Here is a 24225-nt window from a genome sequence, read left to right as displayed (position 1 = left end):
GTTTCTGTGGATAAGAAACGGACCACTTAACCCCCTGTGGAGAACTCGTATTTCAAAGCGCGCTCTGGCCCGATACTCAACTGCTTGTTTCCTACGAAGCGGTACTGACGCCCATTCGTCCCCACATGGTGCCACTGTGAAAATCGGACCTGATCCAGGGCCTCGTCGGGCGAAGTACACCACCGCACCGGTCTCTTCGCAGCCGCGACAGAGGAGGAATATTCGTCGCTCTTCCAGGTCTGCCCGCCACAAACGGTCGCCCCGGCGACAGGCCCATATTGCGCAGCAACCGTCCGACTAACACTTGACCAGCCGTATCACCAGCCCATCGGCCACGTCCGGGGAAAGTCCACTACGACACCCCCCCACCGGAATAACCAGGCAGGACCTAATGGGGAAGCCGAGCGACCAGCGCGCTGGCTAGTACGGTGGCGGCCGCGCATTCGGTCTGAACGTTGCTGGTGTCTTTGTTCTCCAGGCTGACGATGACCGTTTCCTCGCGCTGGGGCGGGGTGCCTTTCTCGGACGCCACAGTGGGCGTGTAGCGCCGATGTACGAGCGTGAGATCGCATTCGTCGCGGCGGCCGTCGTTGGTGGAGGTGTCCACGTACGCGAGGCGTCCGCTGAACGGTTGTTTTGGTCCCGTCCGGTGGATCGCCCTCCAACGGGTATTCCCGGCCGAAGGAGACGGTGACCTGCCTGCCGCCGTGTTCCCAGTAACAGGTCCAGTTTCCGTAGTCGGGTTCGGCACTGACGGCCGCGCCGATCGCGGTGGAAATTTCCTTGCCGGACAACAAAGTGCACGCGTCCAGGGCACCGGTGGAAGGAGATTTATAGGCCGGCCGGTGCGGGATGGGCCCGTTCGCCAGCAGTCCGTACGTGCCCAGTGCGACAGCCTCAGCCGCGCCGCACAACGGCGCGGGTTGGTTATGCACCTGCCGGGCCGAAATCACCACGAGATAGAGGTTGGGCAACGCGATGCTGCGCTGGCAGCGATTCTCGGTCGGCGGCACGGGCTGCACCTGGCCGAGCTTGCCGGGCACCGGTGGCACAGCCGGATATTCTTCTGGCAGCTGGAATTCCAGCGACACGTCGATGATGTCGCTCTTGCCGGTGGTGTCCACGGTGAGATCGCAGTGGTTGAAATTTCCGTAGTTGGGTTCCAGCGCCACCTTGCCGAATCGGGCCAGCGAGCCGGGTACGAGCAGCGCGCACGGGTCGGCCGTACGCGGATCGCCGAGGGCGCCCGGGGACGTGGCGGCGGCTGGCTTCGAAGGCGCCGCGGGTGTTCGATGCCGAATGGCCGCGAAGACTCCGGCACTCACCAGCATGACTCCGACGACCACCGCGCTGACCAGCACCAACCGCCCCCGGTGCGGACGCCCCGGGGTAAAGACGCGGTCGGTGGTGTCCCCACTCAGCAGGCCCTGCACCTGGTCGGCGGTCGGCCGGCGCGCGGGTTGTTTGGCCATCAACGCGCCGAGCACGGGGGCGAGGCCACCGGTCGGCGGCATCGGTTCGAGGTCGTACGCGGCGGCCCGGCGCAGTTGCGCTGCCGGACCCGAACCGCCCCACGGCGAGCCGCCAGTGACGGCGGCGAACAGGGTGGCGCCGAGCGAGAAGATGTCCGAGGCCGGGCCTGCTTCGTGGTCGTCGGCCGCTTCCGGGGCCAGGTACGCTGCGGTGCCACCCGCGTACGCACCGCCGGTCAGCGTCGCCTCCGCCCAGCGGGCGATGCCGAGGTCGGTCAGTTTCGCGGTGCCGTCCTGCGCGATGAGCACGTTGCTCGGCTTGATGTCCCGATGCACCATGCCTTTCGCGTGCATCACCGCGAGCGCGCCGGCCAGCTCGACCCCGATCCTGCGGACCTGGTTCGGTGGCAGCGGCCCGTCGTTGGCGAGCACCTCCGCGAGGCTGCGCGACGGCACGTATTCCATCACCAGCCAGCGGTCGTCGCCGTCGACCGCCACGTCCAACACGGTGACCACATGCGGATGGGTCAGCCCGGCGCCGATCATGGCCTCCGCCGGATCTGGCCGGCGTCACCGGTCTGTGATCGCTTCAGCGCGACCTTCCGGCGAAGTTCGAGATCGGTGGCGAGCCAGACGATGCCCATCCCACCCGCGCCAAGCTCGCTCTCGAGCCGATATCGCCCGGCAATCAGCTGACCACTCGCCACCCGGACAGTGTGCCAGGCAGCCGGAAATCGTTTCTCGGGACGTCTCCCATCTCGCGTCGGTAAGGATCGAATAGCGAGGTACGCGACGAAAAGGGAGGTTCGTATGGACACGGTACGACGCTGGACGCGAACGGTGGCCGCCGTCGGAGCCATCGCTCTGGTGGCCGGTTTCGGCACCACCGCGGGGGCCGATGCCTGGGATGCGCGCCAGCCCGGCCCGGCCGAGTTGTTCACCGGTACGGACGGGTCCACCAACTACTTCCGATCCGCCATCCCGGCCAATCCCAAGCTCGACTCCCACTCGGCCTCCATGGTCGCCACCATGGGCAGCAACACTCCACGGGTCAACGGCCCGCAGTGGCAGATCACCATTTACGACGCCAGCAACAGCGATCCGGTTTATCACCCGTCTTTCAGCGAAAGCGACTGGGGATGTTCGGTCGGCGGCAGCATCCACATTCCCGCGTACGCGACTCGCGAGCTGCCGGCTCCAGGTGACGAGTGGATCGTCGTACACAACAAGGACGACGGCACCATCAAGTCCATTTGGGGAGCGAGCAAGTCCAGCGGGCAGTGGAACGGCTCCTGCGGTGGCAACTGGCCGGCCGCGAGCGGTGGCGGTGCGGCGTCCAAGACCGAGGGCGTTGGCACCGGCGCGGAGGTGCAGGCGGGCAGCGGTTTCATTCTCAACAGCGAGATTCAAACCGGCTCGATCGAGCACGCCCTCTATTTCACCTCCACCAAGAGCTGCCGCGCTTTCCGTGCGCCCGCTGGTAAATCAGACGGCGATGGTTCCGGAAACAGCTGCCTGCCGATGGGCGCCCGGATGCAACTCGATCCGTCGGTTCAGTGCGACACCCTCTCCGGCGCGTCCGCCGGAGAGAAGATGATCTGTGTCGCCATGCAGAAATACGGTGGCTACATCCTGGACAGTGGCGGCCCGGGTCCGATCAGTGGCATCGGAGTGGCCGGTGACGACCTCACCGACCCGAGCCGGTCGCCGTGGCAACGCCCCGGCAACGGCATGCGCGACGGTGGGATCCTGGACAACGTCGGCCTGGACGGCTCCACCGGCGCACTGCACCACATTCCGTGGAACAAGCTCCGCGTGCTGGCCACCTGGAACGGCCAGTAGGGTTATTTCGCGGCGCTGCCAGGCCAGTTGGTGTTGGTGGGAAGCTCCGGATGGGCGCCGGTGAAGGCACCGGCGGCGGTGGTGTCGCCGCGAAGCTGGTACGTGAGCCAAGCGGTCGCGTAGCCGAGCAGCCCATCCGGAGTGCCGCCGGAGGCGATGTCCTGGGACGCCGAGTGGTCGGCGGCCTTGCCGTCGGAGTTCTGGATAATGCCGAGCGCGCCATGGCCCGGCAGACTGGTGAAGTAGCCTTTTTCGGTGGCAGGGCTGGCGATGATGCCGTCCGCGCCGCCGTGCGTACTGATCAGGAAAGCCGGCTGGGTGACCTGCGCCGGGTTGTACATGCAGTCGCTGGCGGTCGGACAGTCCGGGTTGGAGCCGACCCAGATGGTGTTGGGCAGCGAGAAGGTCATCAGCGTGGTGATCAGCGCCGGGTCGCTGGTGGCGGCCCGGGTGGCGCCACCGGCACCCTGCGAGTGTCCGACCGCGGCGACGTGATGGATGTCGAGATTTCCGTTGAAAACACTGCCAGTCGTGCTGTTCTGGGTGACCAGGTAGTGCGCGGCGGCGTCGATTTCGTTGCCACTGCCGGTGTTCGGCAGCGTGGAGGCGATCACGGTGAAGCCGTACGAGGCGAGATGGCTCAACAGCGTGGAATACATCGTCGGGTTGGCGTTGGTGCCGTTGCCCCAGGTGATGATCGGGCTTTTGAAGCCGAGCGTCGCGTAGTTGCTGGGGTAGTAGAGGTCGTACGTGCTGCCGACCGTGCCGGTGGTGGTCGCGTACGGACCGGCCGCGGTGTAGGCGGATTCGACGGGATAGGTGGCGGCGTTGGCCGGCGACAGCGATCCGAGCAGGATCGCGGCGGCGGCCGCGGTGACGGTGAGTACGTGCCGAAGCCTGATGTGGCTTGTTTTGGACATGGCTCTGCCCTTCAAGGGTCGAAAATGACGGAGTGTTGCCTTTCTGCGGCGGTTATTTGGCTCCGCGGATGGGAATCACGGCGAGCGCGCCGAGGACGGCGAGCACCCCGCTGCCGACGAAGACCGCCGGATATCCGCCGACATGCAGGACGAGGGCGGAGGCGATCAGCGGCGCGACGATCTGCGGCACCGCCATGGACATGTTGAGAATGCTCAGATCGCGACCGTTGTCGCGGTCCGAGGGCAGCACGAGGGTGGCCAGCGCGGTGTCGACGGACAGATAACATCCCAGGCCCAGGCCCGAAACAATGCTGAATGCCAGGACGCCGGTCCAGGTCGGGGAAATCAACGGAATGACGCAGGCGACGCCGGCGAGGCAACTGGCGCCGAAGACGAACGGCTTACGCCGGCCGAACCGGTCCGAAAGCGCGCCGCCGACGACCGTCGCGACCACGGTGGCGACCGCGCCGATCGGGCTGAGAATCGCGATCGCGGCGGTCGCGCGAAAGACCGGCCGGCAGCCGGTAGTAGTCCTGCAACAAATAGAGGTTGTATGTCGCGACCAGGAAATATCCGAGGATCAACAGGGCGCGGCCGATGAAAACCCAGCGAAAGTCCCGATGGGCGAGGCTCGACAGCAGCGTACGCAGCCATTCCCCGGTCCGGATCCGAGTCGTTTCGGCGGCCGCCACCGGCCGGTCTTTTGTTAGCGTGGTGAACAAAATCGCCACCGCAATCACCAGCAGTGAGAGCGTCAGGTAGCCGGTCAGCAGGGTCGCGGCGAGGGCGGCGGCCAGGATCGCGCCGACCGCGTTGCCCAGCGGAATGCTCATCCCGATGACCGCCGAGGCGATGCCGCGCCGGGTCGCCGGCACCCGGTCCGGCACCACCGCGGTGATCGACGCCTGGTAGGCGCCCATGGTGATTTGGGTCAGCGCCCAGAAAACGAAGAGCAACGCGATGGTTCGTACGCTGCCCAAAATCACCATGCCGACCAGCGAGGCCAGCGCGCCGCCAAGGATCCACGGCGCCCGCCGGCCGAAGCGGCCGCGGGTGCGGTCCGAGAAGCTGCCAGCCAGCGGGGTGAAGATCACCGCGGCGAGCACGCTGACGCCGGTGACCAGCCCGAGGTTCGCGACCTTGTTGGCGGGGTCGATGGCGGCCACCTGTAATGGCAGCAGAACCCCACTGACGCCGGCGTAGAGCGCGAACATCCCGACGTTGCCCAGCAGCAGGAGCGGCAACAGCCGGCCGAGCCGCTCGGCCGGCCGCGACCGGCCGGGTTCGGTCGTGGACACGGCGGTGGCGCGGGTGACCTCGGCCATGTGGCATCCCTCACAATTCGTCAAGTTGTACGGACAACTTAACTCCCTCTGAAGTGATCCACCAGGCTTTTCTCGTTTTGGTTGGCGAATATGATCAGGTGGTCCTAATGAATTAAGGAAAGTCACCTTTTGGCGTTTTGGCGCTGATTGGGTGCCGCATGGCGGGATTTTTGGTGACTGGATCCTTGGCGAGGCCGGCCTGTTGGCGTCCGCGTACGCGACGATGTGGTCACCGTCTGCTGACTACAGCGATGTCTGCCCGTCGTAGAGGACGTCGACCGCGGCACTTTATCCCGCACTCGACGTCGAGTGCGGGACAAAGTCCGACACTCGGCGATCACTGCCACGCCGTATCCGAAGCCGGCATCCAGCGTCAAACGGCCGGCTACACCATGCCCGACGCAGGTCTACCGAAGGGCGAAGGCGCGGGCCGGGTTGACGGTGAGGGCGGCGTCGACCAGGTCCGCGTGGCCCTCGGCGCGCATGCGCGGCGCGAAGACGCGTAGCAGGTAGTCCAGGCCCGGACCGCCGCCGAGGCTGCGCCAGTAGCTGCGCCGGGCCAGGTCGCGCAGCCCAGCAGCAGCCGGTCGGCGCCGCCGCGCTCGGCGACCGCGACCAGCAGCGCCACCGAGTCGCTGTCCGGCGCGTACTTGATCCGGCCGGGCCGGTCGAAGGCGAGGTACGCACCGCGGGCGGCCAGCTCGGCGAGCAGCCCCCGGGTCGGCGTTGTGGTCGATGTGGCCCAGCACCACGTGCCGTTCCTGGACACCGGCCGCGACCAGCGCGTCCAGCACTTCGTGGCCGCAGGTGCCCTTGTCGTTGTGGGTCGCGACCGGCGCACCGGTCTCCTGATGCGCCATGCCGACGGCCTCGATCAGCTTGCCGATCGAGCGGCCCAACCGGTGGTAGCGGGTGCCGATCTTGATCACGCCGGCCCTTGCGTCCGTACGATCCGCGTACGGCCCAACAAGGCCGTATTCGTCCATCCCGACGGTGATCTCCTCGATCAGCAGCCGGCTGATCTGGTCCGCGCTGTAGCGGTGTAACCAGTGCAGGTCGTCGTAATACTCGACCTTGTGGAAGCCGGTGGTGGCGATGATCGCGACGCCGGTCTCGCGGGCCAGCTGGGCGAGCCCGCGCGGGCTGCGGCCGAAGCCGAGCGGGGTCATCTCGACGACCGCGGACAGCCCGTGTGCCGCCGCCGCGCGCAGTTCGGTGGCGGCGGCCGGCAGGTCGTCGAGCCGGTAGTCCGGCTCGTGCAGGACCGGCCAGCCGCCGGTCATCAGCAGGTGCTCGTGGGCGAACATGACACCGAGCTGGTCGGTGTCGACATCGCCCATGACCGTACGTACGCGGCTCACAGCAATGCTCCCTGGTCGATCAGTCGCTTGCGCAGTACCTGAACATCGAGGTCAGCCGGGTTTTCACCGAAGCTGGCCGCGGTGCCGGCGGCTTGCCCGGTGGCGAAGCACTGGGCCATCGACCGGACCGATGCGTGCGCGCTGTGCGTCGCGGACAGGCAGCGGCCGGCGACCAGCAGGTTGCCGACCTCGACCGGCAGCAGGCAGCCGTACGGCACGCCGTAACTGCGTCCGGTGGCCGCCCCGCCGACGTACTCCCACACGGTCTTCGAGCCGCCGTCGTGGTCCTCGACCGGCGCCCCGCAGCGGGCGATCGCGTCGGCGAACTCACGTGCCTGCAGGACGTCATAGCGAGTCAGCAAGTAGCGGCCGCGCAGCCGGCGGCTCTCTCGTACGCCGATCCTTATGGACGTGTTGATCAGGTACGCCTGCTCGTAGCCAGGCACTTCGGCGGTCAGGAACCGGACGTATTCGCGGACCTGTCGACGGCCTTCCCGCTCCGCGTCGGACAGCTGCCACGGGTCGGTCGGATCGGCGCCGCTCACGCGCGTCAGGTTGGTGTGTACGACCCCGGGCAGCATTGTCCGGTGAGTCGAGCCTTCCCGGCGTGGCAACACATAACCGGTCGCCTCGGCCATTCGGCGATGCAGGTCGGCCGCCGACGTACGGGCCAGATCCACACCACCAAGCCGAAAAGTCGCGGTCATCGGCTGTCGGCGGACCTGGTCGCGCGGCGCGTCCACGGCAGCGCCGGCCCGCCAGGCCAGCTCCGCGTCGCCGGTTGCGTCGATGTAGACGACCGCTTTCACCGACCGTGGGCCGGCGGCCGTGTGCAGTCCGAGGTGGCTGACTTTGTCGCCGTCCATAAGGACATCGGTGACGGTCGCGTGCAGCAAGGTCGTGACATCGGCGTCGGCCAGCAGGTCGTCCCAGACCTGTTTGAGGATCTCCGGCTCGTACGTGACTCCCGTGCCGGCGCCATAGGTGTTCGGACGCTCGAAAGCCGCTTCCCTGGCGAACAGCGCCTCGCACACCTCCCCCAGCCAATGCCGCCGACGACTCTCTCTCGTTGCCGCCCCCGGGGGATAGAAGCCGTAGAACGTGTCCAGGACGGCCGCGCCGGTGCCGCCGAAGAACCCGGCCGATTCCACCAGCAGCACCGACGCGCCCTCGCGGGCGGCCGCGACGGCTGCAGCGCAGCCCGCCGAGCGAGCCGCGCCAGCCACGATCACGTCACCTGACCACAGCAGCGGATCGCTCATAAGTGCCACCCGCCATCCACTGGCAGCGAGGTTCCGGTGGTACGCCGGGAAGCCGGCGACAACAGCCACAACACCGCCGCGGCCACCTCTTCCGGCGTGCAGGCGTTGCCGCCGAGCGGCATCAGCTCGGGAAGCCGGTCCTGGATTGCTTGGGTGGTGAGCGCGCGCGTCGCCATCGCCGTGTCCACCAGTCCCGCGGAGACGATGTTCACCCGTACGCCGGCGCGTGCGGTCTGGTGCGCGACGACGCGGGCCAGCGACAGCAGGGCGCCCTTGGCGGTCGCGTACGCGACGGTGCGAAAGTCCGGATCGGGATCGGTCGCGAGCGCCGAGCCGAGCCGATCAGTACGATCGAGCCGCCGCCGGCCTCGGTGAGCACCGGCACGGCCGCTCTGAGCAGCCGAAACGCTGATTCCAAGTTGACTCGCAGAACCTCGGCCCAGGCTTGGTCCGTACACGACTCGATGGGTCCGTCGCCCTGTCGGCGGCCGGACATGCCGATCGCGTGCACCACGCCGTCCAACCGGCCGAGCTTGTCCACCGCGGTGGCGACGGCCCGCTCGGCGCCGCCGGGCAGCGTGATGTCGGTGTCGTCCCGGTCGACGCCATAGACCGCGCCGCCGTCGGCCTCGACGGCTCGTACGCACGCCGACCCGATCCCGCCGGCCGCGCGCCGCGCCACCAGCACGTTCACGGGGTAGTCCGGAGCACGGCGGCGGCCCGGCGGGCATGCTCGGCGCAGGCCGCGGCGAACAGTTCGTCGCTGCGTTCGCGGCCGACCACGCTCGCGCCAGTGATCACCGGGGGCGGGCAGCCGGCGTCGACGAGCTTTTGGGCCGTCCGCACCTTGATCTCGTTCACCACCGCGACCGCGGCCACCGTGCTGCCCGGACCGACCCGCTCGGCCAGACCGTCCACTGTGGACAGCGCGTCGCCCGGTGGCGTACAGAGGTCGATAACGACATCGGCGTGATCGCACAGGCGCGTACCGGTTGGATGGGTCGGCTCGGCCGCGTACGACTCGGCGAGGCCGGTCACCGCGATCACCCGTACGCCGGCTTTTCGCAGGCCGATCGCCATCTCGACGGGCAGCGCGTTGCGGCCGCTGACGCTGAACACGATCGCCGAATCCGTTGGCCGCAAGGCGAAGTTGCTCAGGATCACGTCCGCGAGGCCCTGCACCCGCTCGACGAACATCGCCTGCCGCAGCCCGTTCGAACCGGTGACCTGGGTGTGGAAGGTCGACGACAGCTCGACGATCGGGTGGAAGCCCGGATATGAGCCGTAGCGCGGAAACATCTCCTCGACCGGGATGCGCGAGTGGCCGGTGCCGAAGGTGTGCACGACCCCGCCGCCGGCAATGGACTCCGCCGCGAGCACGCTGGCCCGCTCCAGCGCCGCCAGTTGGGTGTCCTCGATCGTCCTCAGCAGCTCGATGGCCTGCCCGATCCAGGTCATGGTCCCTCCAAAGTCCATAAGGCCGCGCCGATCGCACCCGCACCCGCATGCGGGCCGAGCGCGCCGGGGTGTACGTGACAGGTGCCGAGCATGGCGGTCCGGTCATCGAGTTCGGCGACTATCGCCGGCAGCATTTGCGGCAGCGCGCCGGCGACGCCGCCACCCACCACTGCGGTGGAAAAGCCGAGAAAGGCGAGCGTGCTGCTGATCGCGAGGCCAAGCTCCCGACCGGCCCGCAGGATCCGCCGCGCGCTGGTCGGATCGCCTTGGGCGGCCGCCGCGGCGACCTGCTCGGCGGTCGCGGTCTTGGTGGCCAGCGCACGGGCGCTCGCGACGGTTTCCAGGCAGCCGCGGTTGCCGCAGGTGCAGCGATCGCCGTTCGGCCGTACGGTCATGTGCCCGATCGCCCCGAAATTGTCGCGCCGGTTATGCAAAACCCGGCCGCCAACCGCCAGTGCACCGCCGATTCCGGTGCCTACCACCACGAAAAAAGCGCTTCGGACAGGCCTTTCGCGGCGCCCTGCCGGAGCTCGGCGAGCGCGAACGCGCGGCCGTCGTTGATGACGGTGGCCGGTGTGGACGTACGCGCCGCCAGCCGTTCGGTGAACGGGAAGCCCGCCCAGTCACCGCCCACGTTGGGGATGAACAGGGTGGCGCCGCTGGCCGTGTCGACCAGGCCCGGGACGGCGACCCCGATCGCGGTGGGCTCTTTCGACTGCGCCGCGAGCTCGGCGACCAGCTCGATCACCGCCGCCGGCCCGGCTCGCGGGGTGGGCGTCGAGCCGGCGTCCAGCATGGCGCCGGTCTCGTCGAGTAGCACCCACTTGGTCGCGGAGCCGCCGACGTCGACGCCGAGTCTTATCCCTGTCACGTGCCGGCCACCCTCACCTCAATTGGTCCGTACAACCGTATCTTTATTGAGGAGGATTGGCCGTGTCAACGACCCAATCAGGTGAACAGTGCCGGCCGTAATGCCGGATCAAGGCTGGAGTGGTCGCCGAGCTGCCCGCCGGACGCACCCAGCTCGATGAGAAACGAGCAGCGGTCGCCGCGGGCGTGCCGGAGGGTGTATTCCAGGTGCGTGCCGCTGTCCGTGCTGGTCGTACGGGAGGTGGCCAGCACGGCCGCGGCCATCGGGATGTCCAGCAGCCGGGCCAGCCGCTGGTCGGCGTTGACCGCCACGATCGACTCGGTGCCCTGCGCCGGCACCAGCCCATATTGCAGGCTCAGGGTGTCATAGAGCGAGCCGTCCAGGTCCCGGTCGAGCAGGCCTGGCACCAGGTCGGCCGGCAGGTGCGCGCGCTCGACCATGCACGGCTCGCCGTCCAGCAGTCGCAGCCGTTCCAGCACCACCACCTGGTCGCCGGCGGCGGCCAGGCCCAGCCGCTCGGCGATTTCCGCCGAAGCAGCGACCAGCTCCGCTTCGAGCACTTTTGTGCTCGGCTGCCGCCCCAGCCGGGCCATCGTGTCGGTGAAGCCGCGTGGGCGCCGGCCCCAGCTCGGTGGGCACCCTGGCCGGCGCGGTGTAGGTCCCGCTGCCCTGCCGGGTGACCAGCAAACCCTCGCTGACCAGGTCGGCCACCGCCCGCCGGATGGTGGCCCGGCTGACGCCGGTGAACTCCATCAGCGCCCGCTCGGTCGGCATCGGGGTGTCCGGCTCGACCTCGCGAACGGCGATCCGCAGCCGCTCGCGCAACTGGTGATACAACGGCATGGCGCGGCTCGCGTCCACCGCCAGCCGGCGGGCCCAGTCGATCTCGTCCGCGCTCATCCTGTGATGGTAGCGAGAAAGGTCGCGTCCACCGGACAGCCGGACCAATTTGTCAGATGCCAGAAAGGTCAGCAGAACATCGCGGCGGCGGCGTCGGCGGTGTCCAGGGCCCGCCGGGCTTCGCCGGCCCGGGCGTCGCCCAACGCGTCGAGGGTGCGCTGGGAAGCCCGCCAGGCCTCTCGCGCGGCATCGACGTCCCCGGTGGCGATCAACGAATATCCCAGGTGGAGTTGGGTTATCGCTTCGCGTTGGCGGCTGCCGACCAGCCGGTAAAGCAGCAACGCCTGCCCGAAATAGGCGATGGCTCGCTCGTGCTTGTTCAGCGCCGCGTACGCCCGGCCGAGGTTCGCCAGGTTGTAGCCCTCGTTGTGCCGCCAGCCGCACCGCCGGTTGATCTCGAACGCGCGCCGCCAGCACGCGATCGCCGGGGGGGCGTATTCCCGGCAGCCGAAATGCGCCATGGCGAGGTTGTCGAAGTTGACCGCCTCGCCGCGGTGGTCGCCGAGTCGGCGGTAGAGCTCCAACGCGGTCTGCGACCGGGTCTTCGCCCGCTCGTACTTTCCGCGCTCGGTGTCCACTAGGCCGAGGTTTCCCAGCACCTGCGCCTCGCCGGGTTCGTTCCCCGCCGCCTGGAACCGAGCCAGCGCATCCTGGTAGCAGCGTTCCGCGTCGTCCGGGCGTTGCAGCTCGGCAAAGCCATTGCCGAGGCCGTTGAGCAGTCGCGCCTCCTCCAACACCGGATCGTCCAGGCTCGCGGCCGCCGCGATCGCGATCTGGTGCAGGTCGATCTGGTCCTGCGGCCGGTTGCTCCGGTTGATCATGATCTGCAGAAGCCAGGTCAACCGGCACGCATATCCGGGCTGATCCTGGTGGACGGCCCAGTCGACGAGCGCGACCAGAGTGCGATATTCGGCCTCACACCACACATCCGCGGCCCGCTCGTCCGCCAAAGCAGGCGGTGTCACCAGGATGGACGCGGACTCCACACCGACCCGCTGCCGGCTCGGCTCCAGTTGCCGATAGACCATGTTGAGCCCACGGACGTACCACTCAAGGACGCGTACGACTGCCTCGGCCCGGTGCGGTTGGCTGTCGTGGGCCAGCGACCGTTCCTCGGCGAATGCCCGTACGAGGTCATGCAGCTCGTAGCGGTCGTGCTCTTTTTGTTCCAGCAAATGGGTGTCGGTGAGCCGGTCCAGGACGACGCGAACGTCCTTGGCGGGGGCCCGAACCATCGCGGCCGCCGCCGAAAGACTGATGCTGGCGCCCGGAAACAGCCCGATCAGCCGCAGCGCGCGGGCCGCCGCCGGGTCGAGTTGTTCGTACGACCACGACAGCACTATCCGTAGGTTGGTGCTGTCGTCGTCGCCGGTGTCGAACGCGTCCAGCACCGATTCCTGCGCTTGCAGGGCGTGGACGAGGGTGCCCAGAGACGTGCTGGACTGGCGGGACAGCCGGTCCGCGATGATGCGCAGAGCCAGCGGAGTGTGGTCACAGAGCTGGGCGATGTCCGCGGCCCGCTCCGGTTCGTCGGCCGCGCGGGCGCCGACAATGTCGGTCAGCAGCCGTACGGACTCGGCTGGAGCGAGCCGGTCCAGGCTCACCCGAACGGCGCCATCGCGGGCGACCAGTCCGCGAAGCTGGCTCCGGCTGGTCACCACCACGGCACCGCCGGGACCGGGCAGCAGCGGGCGGACCTGTTCGCTGTTCCGGACGTTGTCCAGAATGAGCAGGATGCGTTTGTCCGCGGTGACCGTACGAAGAAGCGCCGACAGGCCTTCCACCGTCGCCGGCAGGTGATCGCCGGCGATTCCCAGCGCCCGCAGGGCCAACTCCAGTGCGTCGTGTGGTGAAAGGCTTTTGCCGGGGCTGTAGCCGCGCAGGTCGAGATACACCTGGGCGTCCGGAAAATCGGCCCGCACCCGATGTGCCCAGTGGATCGCCAACGTGGTCTTGCCCATGCCACCGCCGCTGTCGATCACCGCGATGGCCGGACCGGCCCACGGCTCCGGCGCACGGGCGGCGACCAGATCGTCCAGCGCGACCAGGGCGGCTTCGCGGCCGACGAAATGACCACCGGCCGGCGGCAGCTGGCGCAGCGGTTCGACTTGCGGAACCTCGACCGGTGGTGGTGTGACCGTGGGCGCGCCGCTCACCAACCGCTGGTGCAACCGCTGGAGCTCGGCGCCGGGGCTGACTCCCAGATTTTCCCGCAGCGTCGTACGAACTTGCTCGTACGCCATCAAGGCGTCGGCTTGCCGCCCGCTCGCCGCCAGCGCCATGATCAGCCGCTGCCACAGGCTTTCCCGCAGCGGATGTTGGGCGGTCAGATAGTGAAACTGGGCGATCCAGGGCAGCGGCGTACCAGCTGCGAGGTCCATGTCGGCTCGGCGTTCGAGCGCGGCGAGCCGCAACTCCACCAGACCGGGCAGCTCGTCCCGTTCCAGCACCTCGGACCGCAGCCCGGCGAACGGCTCGGCCCGCCAGAGCTGCAGCGCGGCATCGAGCAGCGACCGCTCCCGTTCGGTGTCCGCGCTGGTCGCCGCCTCCGTCAGCAGGGACCGGAACCGCAGCGCGTCCACCAGCTCCGGGGTGGTTCGCAGCTGGTAGCCGCCCCGCACGGTCTGGATAGCGCCGACTCCGAGCGGCCGGCGCAGTCGGGTGACCAGGCTGGCCACACTGCCGGCGACCCGTGCCGGCAGCTCGTTGTTCCACACCCCGACGCGCGAGGGTGTGCACGCTCAGCGGCTGGCCGCCGGCGAGGGCGAGCGATGCCACGATGACCCGGCACTTGTCTCCCACCACGGGAACCGGGACGCCGTCCGCCAGGATTTCCAGATCGCCCAGTAGCCGGACCGACACGTCCGGAGCAGCGGAGTCCCGGGTTTTCCTATCAGCGATTTGCGCGCTGGCCATAGTGCTCAAGATACGACTCGCCAGCAATTCCACAAGAGAGACGTCACATTCACCGCCACAATACCGAAAGTGAATGGCAGGCCGATTAATTCGCGAGCGCACCAGGGTGCCACGACCCGATGCCATGACGTTGTCATATCGATGTCATCGGAGTCGGCCGGTCTCCGCCGTCGCTGCTCGTGTCGTGATGACAACTCGGCAACATCGGTGCGACAAGAGCGGCTGGCATGCTCAGCGACGGGAAATGGCGCCTCACCTGATCGGAGCTGAAGAAAAGTGACGGGTAAGCGTCATCTGGAATCGGTTCCCGAGGCGGGTGTCGTCCCAGTCGACTTCGGGTCGCGTCGCCAGCCAAGCGACGAGGTCCGGGATGACTGCCAGCTCGAAGGCACGGTCATCCCGCTGCCGTTTCCGGTCGACCCGGCCTCCGTCCTCCCGGACCCACCAGCAGATGACGACACTCTCGGTGACGTTGATCTTGCTGGCGGCGATAGTACGGGCTTGGTCTGAGTCGCCTGCGTTGGCGCTCGTGGTCGCCGCGGCGGTGGGTTTCGCCGGATGTCGATGGTCGAAGGGCTGGACCGACCGGCACCGGCTCGCGCTGGTCGCCGGGGGCGTTGACCGCGAGCATGGTGGCCGGTTTCCGGCGAACCGCTTCACCGCGACCGATCTGCTGGCCAAGGTCGTGCTGAATGTCGCCGCACTGGCCGGACTGTTGGTGCTGGCATTGCGAGAGAACGGGCATGAGTTGGCCGCGAAACGGCCGTGAAGCGGGGTCTGCACCTGTCAAGGCCAACGGGAATTTCGCATCCGGACGAGTTGTCCGGGCCTTGGGCGGTCTACTCGTACGGACGTGCCGGCCAGCAGTTCGGCGTGGATCCGGTAGAGTTCCGGGCCGGGGTCCACGCCGAGCTCGTCGGCCAACCGGGTGCGGATGTGGTGGTAGAGCGCCAAAGCCTCCGCCGACCGGCCGTTTTGCCGTAGAACCACTAGCAAGCGCACCCAGAGAGACTCCCTGTGGGGGAATCGTAAGGTCAGTTTCCCCACGAGAATCACACGACTTTGCGCTGTCTTCGGAAAGCCTATTTGTCGGTGGCGCCGAGAACGGCCATTGCCGCGTTGTGCCCGGGGATGCCGCTGACCCCGCCGCCGCGGGCCGCGCCGGCACCGCAGAGCAGGACTCGTTCGTACGCCGTCTCCACGCCCCACCGCCCGACCTGCGCCGGATCCTGCGCGTACGGCCAGGACAGGTCACGGTGGAAGATGTGACCGCCGGGCAACCCCACCTCCGCCTCCAGATCCAGCGGCGTTTTCGCTTCTATGCAAGGGTTTCCGTGACTGTCCCGGAGCAGGCAGTCCTCGATGGGCTCGGCCAGCACGGCATCCAAGGACGCCAGCGTCGCGCGCAGCGCCTGCGCCCGGGCCTGGTCATTGCGGCCAGCGAACAGCCGGGCCGGCATGTGCAGCCCGAAAAGGGTCAGGGTGGCGACCCCAGCGGCTTTCTCGGCTGGGCCGAGGATAGATGGGTCGGTGAGCGAATGGCAGTAGATCTCGGACGGCGGCAGGGTCGGGATCTGGCCGGCGGCGGCTTGCGCGTACGCCGTCTCCAGCTGCTCGAAACCTTCGTTGACGTGGAAGGTGCCGCCGAACGCGTCGACTGGGTCGAGGCCGGGCTGCCGCAACCGGGGGAGCCGGGAAAGCACCATGTTCACTTTGAGCTGCGCGCCTTCGGGCTCCTCCGTCGGTTCCTCGCCGAGCAGCCGTGCGAGCGTGGGCGGAGCGACATTCGCCAGTACGTAGTCTCCGCGTACGACATGCTCGTCGTCGCCGTGTCGATAACGCACCTCGCCGTCCGGCGTTATGGACAGCGCCTCGGCATCGGTCCGTAGCACCGCGTTGGCCTGCCGCGCGACCCCGGCGAGCGAACCGGTGACCGCGCCCATCCCGCCCACCGGGACATCCCAGTCGCCGGTCCCGTTGCCGATCACGTGGTAGAGCAGGCAGCGGTTCTGCCGCAACGTCGGCTCGCCGGCGGCCGCGAAGGTGCCGATCAGCGCGTCCGTCAACACCACCCCACGGACCGTGTCGTCTGCGAACCGCTCGAGCAACGTGTGCGCTATTGGCCGCTCGAACAGCATCGACCAGGCGGCATCGTCGCGCACTCGGGCCTTCAGGTCGTCTTTGCTGGTCAGCGGCTCGGTCAGGGTGTCGAAAACACGCTGGGCCACCAGCTCGGTCTGGCTGTAGAAGTGTTGCCCAGGCGGCGAAATCCGCGTCCGATCCGGTGATCGACCGGAACGACGCGGCAGTCCGCTCGCGATCGTGGGTGTCCACCAGCAGGCCGCGATCGCCCAACGGTGTGTACGACGAGATTCGCCGCCGCCGCAGCGTCACATCGAGCCCGAGGTCAGCGATGATTTTCCGCGGCAACAGGCTGACCAAATATGAATACCGGGACAGGCGTACGTCGACGCCGTCGAAAGCCCGGAAGGACACCGCCGCGCCGCCGACCGCGGCACCGCGTTCCAGCACGATCACCGACCGGCCGGCCTGGGCGAGATAACTCGCCGCCACCAGGGCGTTATGCCCGCCGCCGACAATAACCACGTCGTATTCAGCCGTCATGACCACTAGGTTTCTTTCGGTCGAGGGTTGAGCAGGGTCGCGAAGTCGGAGCGGTTGGTGGTGCCGAGTTTGGTGCTGGCGCGATAAAGGTGCCCCTCGACCGTACGCACCGAGACGGCCAGCCGGTCGGCGATTTGTTGGTTCGACAGGCCCTGTGCGGCCAGGCTGACGATCTCGCGTTCGCGGCCGTGAGGGGGAGCGGGCGGGTCGCGGCCAGCAGCGCCGGGGTACGGGCGCCGCCGCAGTCGGCGGCCAGCCGGTCGGCTCGGGCGATCGCCTCTCGGGCGGATTTTCCTTGCTCGTATGCCACCGCGGCCTGCGCGGCGGCGTCGGTGGCGGCGGCACCAGGTCGCCGATCTTTTCCCACTCATAGGAAGCGGCCAGCAGTGCGTCGCCGTCGTTGGCCGCCAGGGCGAAAGCGTGTGCGGCGACGGCCGCGCCGCGGGGACCGTCGGCCACCGTGGCGAGGGTGCCGAGGCGGCCCGCGACGGTGTCATCGCCGAACTGCAAAGCGGTTTGCAGAGCCAAAATCTCCTGCGCGTGCCGGTCGTCGGCGCGGGCCGTACGCGCCGCGTCGTGGGGTGGGCGAGTGCGATCGCCGCGGTGACGGTGCCTTCGGCGGCCGCCACCCAGGCCCGGGACAGCTGCAGGTCCGGCTCGAACAGCACCATGACCGGATGCGGATTCGCGTCCAGCTGGGTCAAAGCCTCCCGGGCGGCGGCGACCTCACCGAGCTTGGCGAGCGCCTCGACCAGGCCGGTCAGGCACGCGTTCTGGTAGCCCGCGGTGTCGGTCAGCAACCCGGCCCGGCCTTCCCGGAGCCACCGGACGGCGACTGTCAAGCGACCCCGAAAAAGTGCGGCGAGGCCCATCAGGGTGGCGCCGTACGCCTGCGGGGTGCCCGGGATCTCGCCGCCGCGGGAGCGTCGCTCGATCGCGATCTGCTCGGCTTTTTCCCAGATATCCGGCCATTCGCAAGGTGAAGACGTGCGTCATCGCGAGGCCGAGGCTGGGCACCGCGCAGTCGAAGGAAACATCGGCGGCCGCGTACGCGCGATCGCCGCCGCCGGCAGTGCGGTGTCGGCTTGGCCCAGGACCGTGAGGCCGGCGACATAGCTGTACGACGTCATGACCAGTGGCTGGGCCGGCAGTCCCGGCGTGGCCAGCGCGATTTCGGCTTCACGAATGACATCCCGTGGCCGTCCTAAGTGGACCTGGAAGGTGCATCGGAGGCCGATCAGGGCTTGCTGGCCGACCTTGTCGGTGACCGCGGCCAAACCGGCCTCCAGCACGGCGATCGCCTGCGTCGGCCGGCGCAGCGCGTAGAAAAGGTTGGCGGCGCGCGGAAAAGCGGCCCGGACCCGCTCCTGGTCGTCGCTCGCGATCTCGGCCAGCCGAACGTACTCGGCGTCCGCCGCTTCGCCGCGGCTCATCCACGACAGCGAGTCGGCCAGCGTGAGCCGCGCAAGATAGCCGCCGCCAGCGGCCACCGCGGCGCGGGCCAGCCGTTCGGCGAGCGGTAGGTCCAAAAGTGCGATCGCCGCGCCGGCGGCCGTGGTCAGCAGCGCGGGGTCCGGGGTGAGGTCGGAATCCAGCACGAGGACCGCGCGGCGCAGGGTGTCGTCGGCGCGGCGGCCGCCGGCGTCGGCGGCGCGCGCGGTGGCGATCGCGCCGCGCAGCCGGCGGGCGCGCAGCTGACCAATGCCGTTTCGGCGTACTTCCCCATAAAGCGGGTGCGCAAGCCGCGCCTGCCGCCGGTGACCGTCCTGCTCGATGCCCACCAGGCCGGCCGCTTCCGCCGTCCGTACGGCTGTTTTTTCCCCGTCAGGTCAACCAGAAGTTCGGTGCCCAGCGGCTCGCCGAGGGCGAGCACGTCGACCACCTCGCGGGCCTGGTCGGTGAGGCCGCCCATTCTGGCGCGTACGAGTTCGGCCAGTACGGGCGAGACTCCGGCCGCGCCAGACCATCGCCACACCCCGCCGACATCGACCAGCCGGCCGGCGTCCAGCTCGCCAAGCACCAGCTGCCGCAGGAAAAGCGCGTTCCCGTGCGTCATCGACCACAGCTTCGCGGTGCCATTGCTGTCCACTGGGCCGCCGAGCGCGGCCGCCACCAACTCGGCGGTGGCTGCCTCGGGCAGCGGCTGGATTTCCAGCCGTGGCAACAAACTGCCCTCCCACAATGCCGTCACGGCGGCCGGCGCCGGCTCGCCGGTGCGGACGGTCACGATCACCTTGGCCGCGCCGGCGCCCACCAGCTGGTAAAGCACCAGCGCCGACAGCTCATCCAGCAAATGGGCGTCGTCCACGCCGACGACCACGTCCGTGCCGGCGGCCAGCGCGTCGGTGGCGTGTCGTAGCAACTGTGCGGGATTTCCGTCCGTCACAGAGATAATCGGGCTGAGAGCGCCCAGTGGCAGGCCGCGTGCGGAGGCGGACGCGAAGGCCCAGCGGGTGGTCGAGCCGCGGCGGGCGGCGGCCTGCAGGACTTCCCGCGCGAGCCGCGTCTTGCCCACGCCGGCCGCGCCGGCCAGCACGATCCCGCGCTGGCGGCCCATCGCGTCGGCGACGAACTCCCACTCCTTCGACCGCCCGACGAGCGGCCATGCCGCTGGCATGTCTAGACCTCCGAAAACGTGATCAGCCGGTCGCGCAGCGGAGCCGCCCGCTCGGCCAGCGCGCCCTGCGCCAGCGCGTACTCCCGGCGACCGGCCGGTGTTTCGATGTGGACCGGCTGGTAACCGTACGCGCTGAGGTCGTACGGCGAGGCCCGCATGTCCAGCTCCCGGGCATCCATCGCCAGCCCGAAGCAGTCCAACACCAGCTCGGACGGCGTCAGCGGAGAGAGTGTGTGTACGCCCATTTGTAGAGGTCCATGGTGGCGTGCAAACAGCCCGGCTGTTCATTGTCCACTGTGGACTCGCGGGTGAGCTGGATCGGATTCAACGGCCGAGCTTCGTCAGTAAAGAAACGGAAAGCGTCGAAATGGCTGCATTTCATCGGCAGTGTTTCGACGACCGTGTCGGTGCCCTCGGAGCCGAGCCGCAACGGCACGTACGAGTGTCGCCGGTCGGCTGGCTGCCGGTAGACCATCGCCCACTCGTGCAGCCCGGAGCAACCCAGCCGAGGCGGCCGGCCGGCGGTCGCCTTCAGCAGCCGGTGGACATTGCGAGCCGCCGTGAGCTGCCGCTCGGGCAGCGCTGCCGGATCCACCGATACCCCTTCTGGCCTGCGGACATAGCCCGCAGTAGCGAGGAATTCGTCGGCGTTTTCCAGGACCGCGCCGGCGCCGGGATGCCAGCGGCGCAGCTTGCCGGGGCGAAGCGAGTAATACGTGAACAGGAAGTCGAAAACCGGGTGTTTCTGCTGCCGCCGGGAGCGCTCGCGGTGACCGGCCGTCAGCGCGTCGACGGCGCTCTCGTAGGCCGCGCGCCGCGCTCGCCACTCCTGCTCCTGCACTCGTCCAGCGTATGCGATCGGTAAATCACCAGGTCGGGGACCGGTTATGGTGGGCCGGTGAGATTTGGAGTGCTGGGGCCGCTGACGGTCTGGACGACCGCCGGTGACGTCGTGCAGGTGCCCGGCGCCAAGGTTCGCGCGCTGCTCGCGGTGCTGTTGATCGCGCAGGGCCGGCCGGTGTCCGCGGACCGGCTGGCCGAGGATCTGTGGGGCGACCGACCGCCGAGCAATCCCGGCGCGGCGCTCGCCGTCAAGGTGTCGCAGCTGCGCCGGGTGTTGGAGGACGCGGAGGCCGGCGGCAAGGCGTTGGTGGTGTCCGGACCGGCCGGGTACGCGTTGCGCTCGGATGAGGTCGACGCGCTCCGGTTTGTTGCCCTGACGGAGAAATCCGGCCGTACGGACGCGATCCTCACGGAGGCGTTGGAGCTGTGGCGCGGGTCCGCGTACGCGGATTTCGTCGATGAGTCTTTCGCCGGCCCGGCCATCGCGCGGCTGGCCGAGCAGCGGCTGACCGCGCTGGAGGATCGAGCGCAGGCGCGGCTCGCGATGGGGCAGGACGCGGCGCTGGTCGGCGAGCTGAGCGATCTGCTGGCCGAGCACCCGCTGCGCGAGCGGTTGCGGCGGGCCGCGCACATGCGCGCGCTCTACCGCTCTGGCCGGCAGACCGAGGCGCTGGACAGTTTCCAAGAACTGCAAGAAAGGCTGGCTGAGGACCTCGGCCTGGATCCGAGCCCGGAGCTGTCCGACCTCCGGCAGGCCATTCTGACCCAGGACGCGGGCCTTGAGGCGCCCCGGTCCAGCGGCAATCTGCCGGCGCCGCTGGGCGAGCTGATTGGCCGCGACGACGACGCGATCGCCCGGATCCAGGCCCGGCTGGCCACCGACCGGGTGACGCTGACGCTGACCGGCCCGGGCGGGGTCGGCAAGACGCGATTGGCCGTACAGATAGCCGGTGAACTGGTAAAACGCTTCACTGGCGGGGGCTGGCTGGTGGAGCTCGCCGGCTACCACCAGACCTGCAGCGACGCGCTCGCGGACGTGGTGATGAACGCGTTGAGCGTCCGTGACACGTCCGGTGACACGCAGCGCTCGGTCGACCGGCTCGCCGCCGCGCTGCGTGAGCGGGAGCTGCTGCTGGTGCTGGACAACTGCGAGCACGTGATCGACGAGGCCGCCGAGCTGGTCGATGCGGTGTTGCGGGCGGCTCCGGGCGTACGAGTGCTGGCCACTAGCCGGGAGCCGCTGGCGTTGCCCGGCGAGGTGGTCTGGAATGTGCCGCCACTGGAAAATGCCAGCGCCGTCAGGCTTTTCGCGGCCCGTGCGGCCGCCGCGTCGCGGGATTTCGCGCTGGACGAGGAAAACGCTGGCCCGGTCGCGGTGCTGTGCCGCCGGTTGGACGGCATTCCGCTGGCGCTGGAACTGGCCGCCACCCGGGTGCCGGCGCTCGGCGTTCAGGGGCTGGTCGCCCGGTTGGACGACCGGTTCCGGCTGCTCGCCACCGGGCATCGCGGCTCGCCGCCGCGCCAGCAGACCCTGATGGCGATGATCGACTGGAGCTGGGAGCTGCTCAGCGAGCCCGAGCGCCTGGTGCTGCGCCGGCTGGCGGTCCATCCGGACGGCTGCACTGTGGAGGCCGCCCGAGCCGTCGCGGACTTGCCCGAGGACGAGATTTTGGAGCTGCTGGGCCGATTGGTCGATCGCAGCATGGTGGTCGCGGTGCACGGCCCATACGGCCACGCTATCGAATGCTGGAGTCGGTCGCGGCCTACTGCCAGGACCGGTTGGCCGATGCCGCCGAGCTGCCGGCCCTACGAGCCCGCCAACAGCGATATTACGTTGCCCTGGCGGAAAAAGCCGACCCGCTGCTGCGCGGTCCAGATCAACGCGAGTGGCTGGAGCGGCTGGACGACGAGGCCGCCAACTTCCGCGGCGCGCTCGATGGCGCGGTCGCCGACCAGCACGGTGAGATGGCCGTACGACTAGCTACCGCGCTCACGTGGTACTGGTTCCTGCGCGGTCGTCTGACCGAGGCCAAACGGTTCTTGCGGACCGCGCTGTCGGTTGCCGACGACCCGGTCGCATTCGCTTGGTACACCGGATTTTCTCTTCTGCAGGGCCAAGAAGGTGACGTCGAGGAAGCGCTGGGGCAGCTGAAGGGCCAGCCGCGGCTGCGCTGGTTCCTGGTGTCCAGCCAGACCGCCGGGTCGCCGGGCGGTGCGTCGCTGGCCGAGCGATGGCCGGCCTGGAAGCCGACGGCGACTGGTGGGGGACCGCCGCCGCGCTGCTCACGCGAGCCAAATTCGCGCACGTACGAGGAGATCTCGACGCGATCAAGCGGGACGCGACTCGGGCCAGTCGGCTGTTCGCGGACCTCGGGGACCGGTGGGGTCAGCTGCAGGCCAACGAGTGGCTGGCCGCGCTGGCCGAGTTGGTCGGCGACCACCGGCGGGCCGCCCGGCTGCACCAGGAGGCGCTGCCGATCGCGCAGGACCTTGGCCTGTGGCCGGACGTGGCGACCCGGCTCGGCTGGCTGAGCTGGATTTCCATGCAGACCGGGGATTTCCCGCAGGCCATCGAGTTCGGCGGGCGGGCGCTGCGGCTGGCCACCGAACAGAATTCGCTGCTTGGCCAGATCATGGCCAGGACCGGTCTTGCGTATGCTGGCCGCAAATCCGGCGACTTCGCGCTCGCCGAGCTGCATCTGAACCAGTTGCTGGACCAAGCGCGGGACGAGGGCACGCCGATCTACTTGTCGATGGTCCTGGTCGAGCTCGGTTTCCTCGCCGAACAGCGCGGCGAAGCGGCGGCCTCCCGGGCGCTGCACCTGGAAGCCCTTGAACTAGCCGAAAAAAAATGGATGCGCCGCGGGACACCGCCTGGGCCTTGGAGGGGCTCGCCGGCGCCCTCGCCATCGCCGGTGAGCAGACGGCGGCCGCCCAGGTGCTGGGTGCCGCGGCGGCCGCTCGTACGGCCGCTGCCATGCCGGCCGCGCCGGCCGAGCTCATGGACGTTGACCGGATCACCGCCCTCGCCCGCGAGGCGCTGGGCGACAAGGCCTTCGAAGAAGCCTTCGAGGCCGGCCGCGAACTCACCCCGGCGCAGGCTCGACAACTGGCCTGACCTGCGGTTCCGTCGCTTTCGAAGGTGACGGTAAGGAAACCGTAAACCGCTGCGGTCAAGCTGTGTCCAGCGAACGAGCCAGGAGGTGAGACGGATGTCAGGGAACGCCAAACTGCGGCTGGTGGTCATCATTGGCAGCACTCGGCGCGGCCGTTTCGGCCCTACCGTCGCCGAGTGGTTCACCGGCCGGGCCGGCCGGCGCGGCGACCTGGAGGTCGATGTCGTCGACCTGGCCGTCACCCGGCTGCCCGAAGTCCTCACCGATGTGGACGAGGAGCTGCCGGTTTCGGTGCGAGAGCTCGGATTCCGGCTGGCTGCCGCGGACGCGTTCGTGGTGGTGACACCGGAATACAACCACAGCTTCCCGGCGCCGCTGAAGACCGCTCTCGACTGGTTCTATGAGGAATGGGCCGCGAAGCCGGTGGCTTTCGTGGCGTACGGCCGGGAATCCGGTGGTCTGCACGCGGTTTCCCAGCTGCGACTCGTCTTCGCGGAATTGAACGCTACCGCCATCCGGGCCGCGGTCACCCTGCCTGACTACTACTGGGACCTATTCGCCGCCGACGGCAGCTGGCCGAAGCCGTCCGCGGCCTGTCACACGATGGTGAAAACGATGCTCGACCAGCTGACGTGGTGGGCCTGCGCGCTGCGCGAGGCCCGTGCCCGGCAACCATATTTCGGGAGTGAGAACTGAT

Annotated in this window: 24 protein-coding genes and 4 pseudogenes; 6 read left to right on the top strand and 22 right to left on the bottom strand. The window is 68.8% G+C overall.

What is annotated here, in order from left to right:
* Nucleotides 1–317: 317 nt before the first annotated feature.
* Together GNX96_RS19215 and GNX96_RS53170 are read right to left on the bottom strand one after the other, a co-directional pair.
* Complete coding sequence (locus GNX96_RS19215; protein WP_163569139.1) at nucleotides 318–2018, bottom strand: serine/threonine-protein kinase; 1701 nt, start codon at nucleotides 2016–2018, stop codon at nucleotides 318–320.
* Nucleotides 2015–2179: a hypothetical protein gene (locus tag GNX96_RS53170; RefSeq protein WP_279580818.1), complete on the bottom strand. Its 165-nt coding sequence runs from the start codon at nucleotides 2177–2179 to the stop codon at nucleotides 2015–2017. The genes GNX96_RS19215 and GNX96_RS53170 overlap by 4 nt, the downstream gene beginning before the upstream one ends.
* A 103-nt stretch (nucleotides 2180–2282) precedes the next feature.
* Between GNX96_RS53170 and GNX96_RS19210 the strand changes: the two genes are divergently transcribed.
* Complete coding sequence (locus GNX96_RS19210; protein WP_163569138.1) at nucleotides 2283–3314, top strand: hypothetical protein; 1032 nt, start codon at nucleotides 2283–2285, stop codon at nucleotides 3312–3314.
* A 2-nt stretch (nucleotides 3315–3316) separates the two neighbouring features.
* Here GNX96_RS19210 and GNX96_RS19205 read toward each other — a convergent pair whose 3' ends face one another.
* The 14 genes and pseudogenes from GNX96_RS19205 to GNX96_RS19150 form a co-directional block, all read right to left on the bottom strand.
* Complete coding sequence (locus tag GNX96_RS19205) at nucleotides 3317–4234, bottom strand: poly(ethylene terephthalate) hydrolase family protein (RefSeq protein ID WP_163569137.1); 918 nt, start codon at nucleotides 4232–4234, stop codon at nucleotides 3317–3319.
* A 52-nt stretch (nucleotides 4235–4286) separates the two neighbouring features.
* A complete protein-coding gene (locus GNX96_RS53165) occupies nucleotides 4287–4688 on the bottom strand; it encodes an MFS transporter (protein ID WP_279580817.1) in 402 nt (133 codons plus the stop codon).
* Nucleotides 4636–5559 carry an MFS transporter gene (locus GNX96_RS19200; RefSeq protein WP_279580816.1) on the bottom strand — a complete coding sequence of 308 codons (924 nt, stop codon included), beginning with the start codon at nucleotides 5557–5559 and terminating at the stop codon, nucleotides 4636–4638. Before GNX96_RS19200 ends, GNX96_RS53165 begins: the two co-directional genes overlap by 53 nt.
* Nucleotides 5560–5944: 385 nt before the next feature.
* On the bottom strand, nucleotides 5945–6328 hold the full coding sequence (locus tag GNX96_RS64065; protein WP_390624065.1) for a phosphotriesterase family protein: 384 nt from the start codon (nucleotides 6326–6328) through the stop codon (nucleotides 5945–5947).
* Nucleotides 6291–6899: pseudogene (locus GNX96_RS64060) on the bottom strand (phosphotriesterase family protein); the annotation flags it as partial. The gene GNX96_RS64065 and the pseudogene GNX96_RS64060, both read right to left, overlap by 38 nt.
* A 17-nt stretch (nucleotides 6900–6916) precedes the next feature.
* The gene (locus GNX96_RS19190; RefSeq protein ID WP_163569135.1) at nucleotides 6917–8182 is read right to left on the bottom strand and encodes an FAD-dependent oxidoreductase; all 1266 of its coding nucleotides are present in this window, start codon (nucleotides 8180–8182) and stop codon (nucleotides 6917–6919) included.
* Nucleotides 8179–8439 (bottom strand): SDR family oxidoreductase, encoded by a 261-nt coding sequence (locus GNX96_RS53160; protein WP_279580835.1) that lies wholly within the window; start codon nucleotides 8437–8439, stop codon nucleotides 8179–8181. The genes GNX96_RS19190 and GNX96_RS53160 overlap by 4 nt, the downstream gene beginning before the upstream one ends.
* Complete coding sequence (locus GNX96_RS19180) at nucleotides 8391–8876, bottom strand: SDR family oxidoreductase (RefSeq protein ID WP_163569133.1); 486 nt, start codon at nucleotides 8874–8876, stop codon at nucleotides 8391–8393. The genes GNX96_RS53160 and GNX96_RS19180 overlap by 49 nt, the downstream gene beginning before the upstream one ends.
* Nucleotides 8873–9640 (bottom strand): sugar isomerase domain-containing protein, encoded by a 768-nt coding sequence (locus tag GNX96_RS19175; RefSeq protein ID WP_163569132.1) that lies wholly within the window; start codon nucleotides 9638–9640, stop codon nucleotides 8873–8875. The genes GNX96_RS19180 and GNX96_RS19175 overlap by 4 nt, the downstream gene beginning before the upstream one ends.
* Complete coding sequence (locus tag GNX96_RS19170) at nucleotides 9637–10122, bottom strand: ROK family protein (protein ID WP_279580814.1); 486 nt, start codon at nucleotides 10120–10122, stop codon at nucleotides 9637–9639. Before GNX96_RS19170 ends, GNX96_RS19175 begins: the two co-directional genes overlap by 4 nt.
* The gene (locus tag GNX96_RS19165) at nucleotides 10116–10511 is read right to left on the bottom strand and encodes an ROK family protein (protein ID WP_163569130.1); all 396 of its coding nucleotides are present in this window, start codon (nucleotides 10509–10511) and stop codon (nucleotides 10116–10118) included. Before GNX96_RS19165 ends, GNX96_RS19170 begins: the two co-directional genes overlap by 7 nt.
* 77 nt (nucleotides 10512–10588) lie before the next feature.
* Nucleotides 10589–11104 carry a GntR family transcriptional regulator gene (locus tag GNX96_RS19160; protein WP_279580813.1) on the bottom strand — a complete coding sequence of 172 codons (516 nt, stop codon included), beginning with the start codon at nucleotides 11102–11104 and terminating at the stop codon, nucleotides 10589–10591.
* A gap of 121 nt (nucleotides 11105–11225) precedes the next feature.
* A pseudogene (locus GNX96_RS64055) lies at nucleotides 11226–11285 on the bottom strand (hypothetical protein); the annotation flags it as partial.
* A 194-nt stretch (nucleotides 11286–11479) separates the two neighbouring features.
* Nucleotides 11480–14089, bottom strand: coding sequence for an AfsR/SARP family transcriptional regulator (locus GNX96_RS19150; RefSeq protein ID WP_163569127.1), 2610 nt, complete (start codon nucleotides 14087–14089; stop codon nucleotides 11480–11482).
* Here GNX96_RS19150 and GNX96_RS19145 point away from each other — a divergent pair.
* Together GNX96_RS19145 and GNX96_RS19140 are read left to right on the top strand one after the other, a co-directional pair.
* On the top strand, nucleotides 14073–14261 hold the full coding sequence (locus tag GNX96_RS19145; protein ID WP_163569126.1) for a hypothetical protein: 189 nt from the start codon (nucleotides 14073–14075) through the stop codon (nucleotides 14259–14261). The genes GNX96_RS19150 and GNX96_RS19145 overlap by 17 nt on opposite strands.
* A 436-nt stretch (nucleotides 14262–14697) precedes the next feature.
* A complete protein-coding gene (locus tag GNX96_RS19140) occupies nucleotides 14698–15096 on the top strand; it encodes a hypothetical protein (RefSeq protein ID WP_279580811.1) in 399 nt (132 codons plus the stop codon).
* 17 nt (nucleotides 15097–15113) lie between these two features.
* On the opposite strand, the gene GNX96_RS53150 is transcribed toward GNX96_RS19140, so the two are convergent.
* From GNX96_RS53150 to GNX96_RS19110, 6 genes and pseudogenes are all read right to left on the bottom strand, one after another.
* Nucleotides 15114–15374 carry a BTAD domain-containing putative transcriptional regulator gene (locus GNX96_RS53150; RefSeq protein WP_279580810.1) on the bottom strand — a complete coding sequence of 87 codons (261 nt, stop codon included), beginning with the start codon at nucleotides 15372–15374 and terminating at the stop codon, nucleotides 15114–15116.
* Nucleotides 15375–15409: 35 nt separating this feature from the next.
* Nucleotides 15410–16952: pseudogene (locus GNX96_RS19130) on the bottom strand (phytoene desaturase family protein).
* 5 nt (nucleotides 16953–16957) lie between these two features.
* Entirely contained in the window at nucleotides 16958–17824 is an 867-nt protein-coding gene (locus GNX96_RS19125; RefSeq protein ID WP_279580809.1) for a helix-turn-helix domain-containing protein, read from the bottom strand.
* 120 nt (nucleotides 17825–17944) lie between these two features.
* A complete protein-coding gene (locus GNX96_RS19120) occupies nucleotides 17945–18550 on the bottom strand; it encodes a hypothetical protein (protein WP_163569122.1) in 606 nt (201 codons plus the stop codon).
* On the bottom strand, nucleotides 18511–19569 hold the full coding sequence (locus GNX96_RS19115) for an AAA family ATPase (RefSeq protein ID WP_163569121.1): 1059 nt from the start codon (nucleotides 19567–19569) through the stop codon (nucleotides 18511–18513). Before GNX96_RS19115 ends, GNX96_RS19120 begins: the two co-directional genes overlap by 40 nt.
* 2 nt (nucleotides 19570–19571) lie before the next feature.
* Nucleotides 19572–20428 (bottom strand): annotated as a pseudogene (locus tag GNX96_RS19110) (3-methyladenine DNA glycosylase).
* Between the two features lie 39 nt (nucleotides 20429–20467).
* Here GNX96_RS19110 and GNX96_RS53145 point away from each other — a divergent pair.
* The 3 genes from GNX96_RS53145 (at nucleotide 20468) to GNX96_RS19100 (ending at nucleotide 24224) form a co-directional block, all read left to right on the top strand.
* Nucleotides 20468–22393 carry an AfsR/SARP family transcriptional regulator gene (locus GNX96_RS53145; protein WP_279580808.1) on the top strand — a complete coding sequence of 642 codons (1926 nt, stop codon included), beginning with the start codon at nucleotides 20468–20470 and terminating at the stop codon, nucleotides 22391–22393.
* 250 nt (nucleotides 22394–22643) lie between these two features.
* Complete coding sequence (locus GNX96_RS53140) at nucleotides 22644–23558, top strand: tetratricopeptide repeat protein (protein ID WP_279580807.1); 915 nt, start codon at nucleotides 22644–22646, stop codon at nucleotides 23556–23558.
* A gap of 66 nt (nucleotides 23559–23624) precedes the next feature.
* The gene (locus GNX96_RS19100) at nucleotides 23625–24224 is read left to right on the top strand and encodes an NADPH-dependent FMN reductase (RefSeq protein ID WP_163569120.1); all 600 of its coding nucleotides are present in this window, start codon (nucleotides 23625–23627) and stop codon (nucleotides 24222–24224) included.
* The last annotated feature ends 1 nt before the right edge of the window (nucleotide 24225 follow it).

It is taken from the genome of Fodinicola feengrottensis (assembly GCF_010993775.1).
Taxonomy (GTDB): Bacteria; Actinomycetota; Actinomycetes; order Mycobacteriales; family HKI-0501; genus Fodinicola; species Fodinicola feengrottensis.
The sequence above is the reverse complement of the archived record's forward strand: the minus strand, read 5'-3'. Positions and strand labels throughout refer to the sequence as shown.

Coding starts and splice junctions, on each gene's coding strand:
- GNX96_RS19100 (WP_163569120.1), top strand. CDS start 23,625: ATGTCAGGGAACGCCAAACTGCGGCTGGTGGTCATCATTGGCAGCACT.
- GNX96_RS19140 (WP_279580811.1), top strand. CDS start 14,698: ATGACTGCCAGCTCGAAGGCACGGTCATCCCGCTGCCGTTTCCGGTCG.
- GNX96_RS19210 (WP_163569138.1), top strand. CDS start 2,283: ATGGACACGGTACGACGCTGGACGCGAACGGTGGCCGCCGTCGGAGCC.
- GNX96_RS19200 (WP_279580816.1), bottom strand. CDS start 5,559: ATGGCCGAGGTCACCCGCGCCACCGCCGTGTCCACGACCGAACCCGGC.
- GNX96_RS19115 (WP_163569121.1), bottom strand. CDS start 19,569: ATGCCAGCGGCATGGCCGCTCGTCGGGCGGTCGAAGGAGTGGGAGTTC.
- GNX96_RS53140 (WP_279580807.1), top strand. CDS start 22,644: ATGGCCGGCCTGGAAGCCGACGGCGACTGGTGGGGGACCGCCGCCGCG.
- GNX96_RS19175 (WP_163569132.1), bottom strand. CDS start 9,640: ATGACCTGGATCGGGCAGGCCATCGAGCTGCTGAGGACGATCGAGGAC.
- GNX96_RS19190 (WP_163569135.1), bottom strand. CDS start 8,182: ATGAGCGATCCGCTGCTGTGGTCAGGTGACGTGATCGTGGCTGGCGCG.
- GNX96_RS19160 (WP_279580813.1), bottom strand. CDS start 11,104: ATGGCCCGGCTGGGGCGGCAGCCGAGCACAAAAGTGCTCGAAGCGGAG.
- GNX96_RS19205 (WP_163569137.1), bottom strand. CDS start 4,234: ATGTCCAAAACAAGCCACATCAGGCTTCGGCACGTACTCACCGTCACC.
- GNX96_RS19125 (WP_279580809.1), bottom strand. CDS start 17,824: ATGGGCCTCGCCGCACTTTTTCGGGGTCGCTTGACAGTCGCCGTCCGG.
- GNX96_RS19215 (WP_163569139.1), bottom strand. CDS start 2,018: ATGATCGGCGCCGGGCTGACCCATCCGCATGTGGTCACCGTGTTGGAC.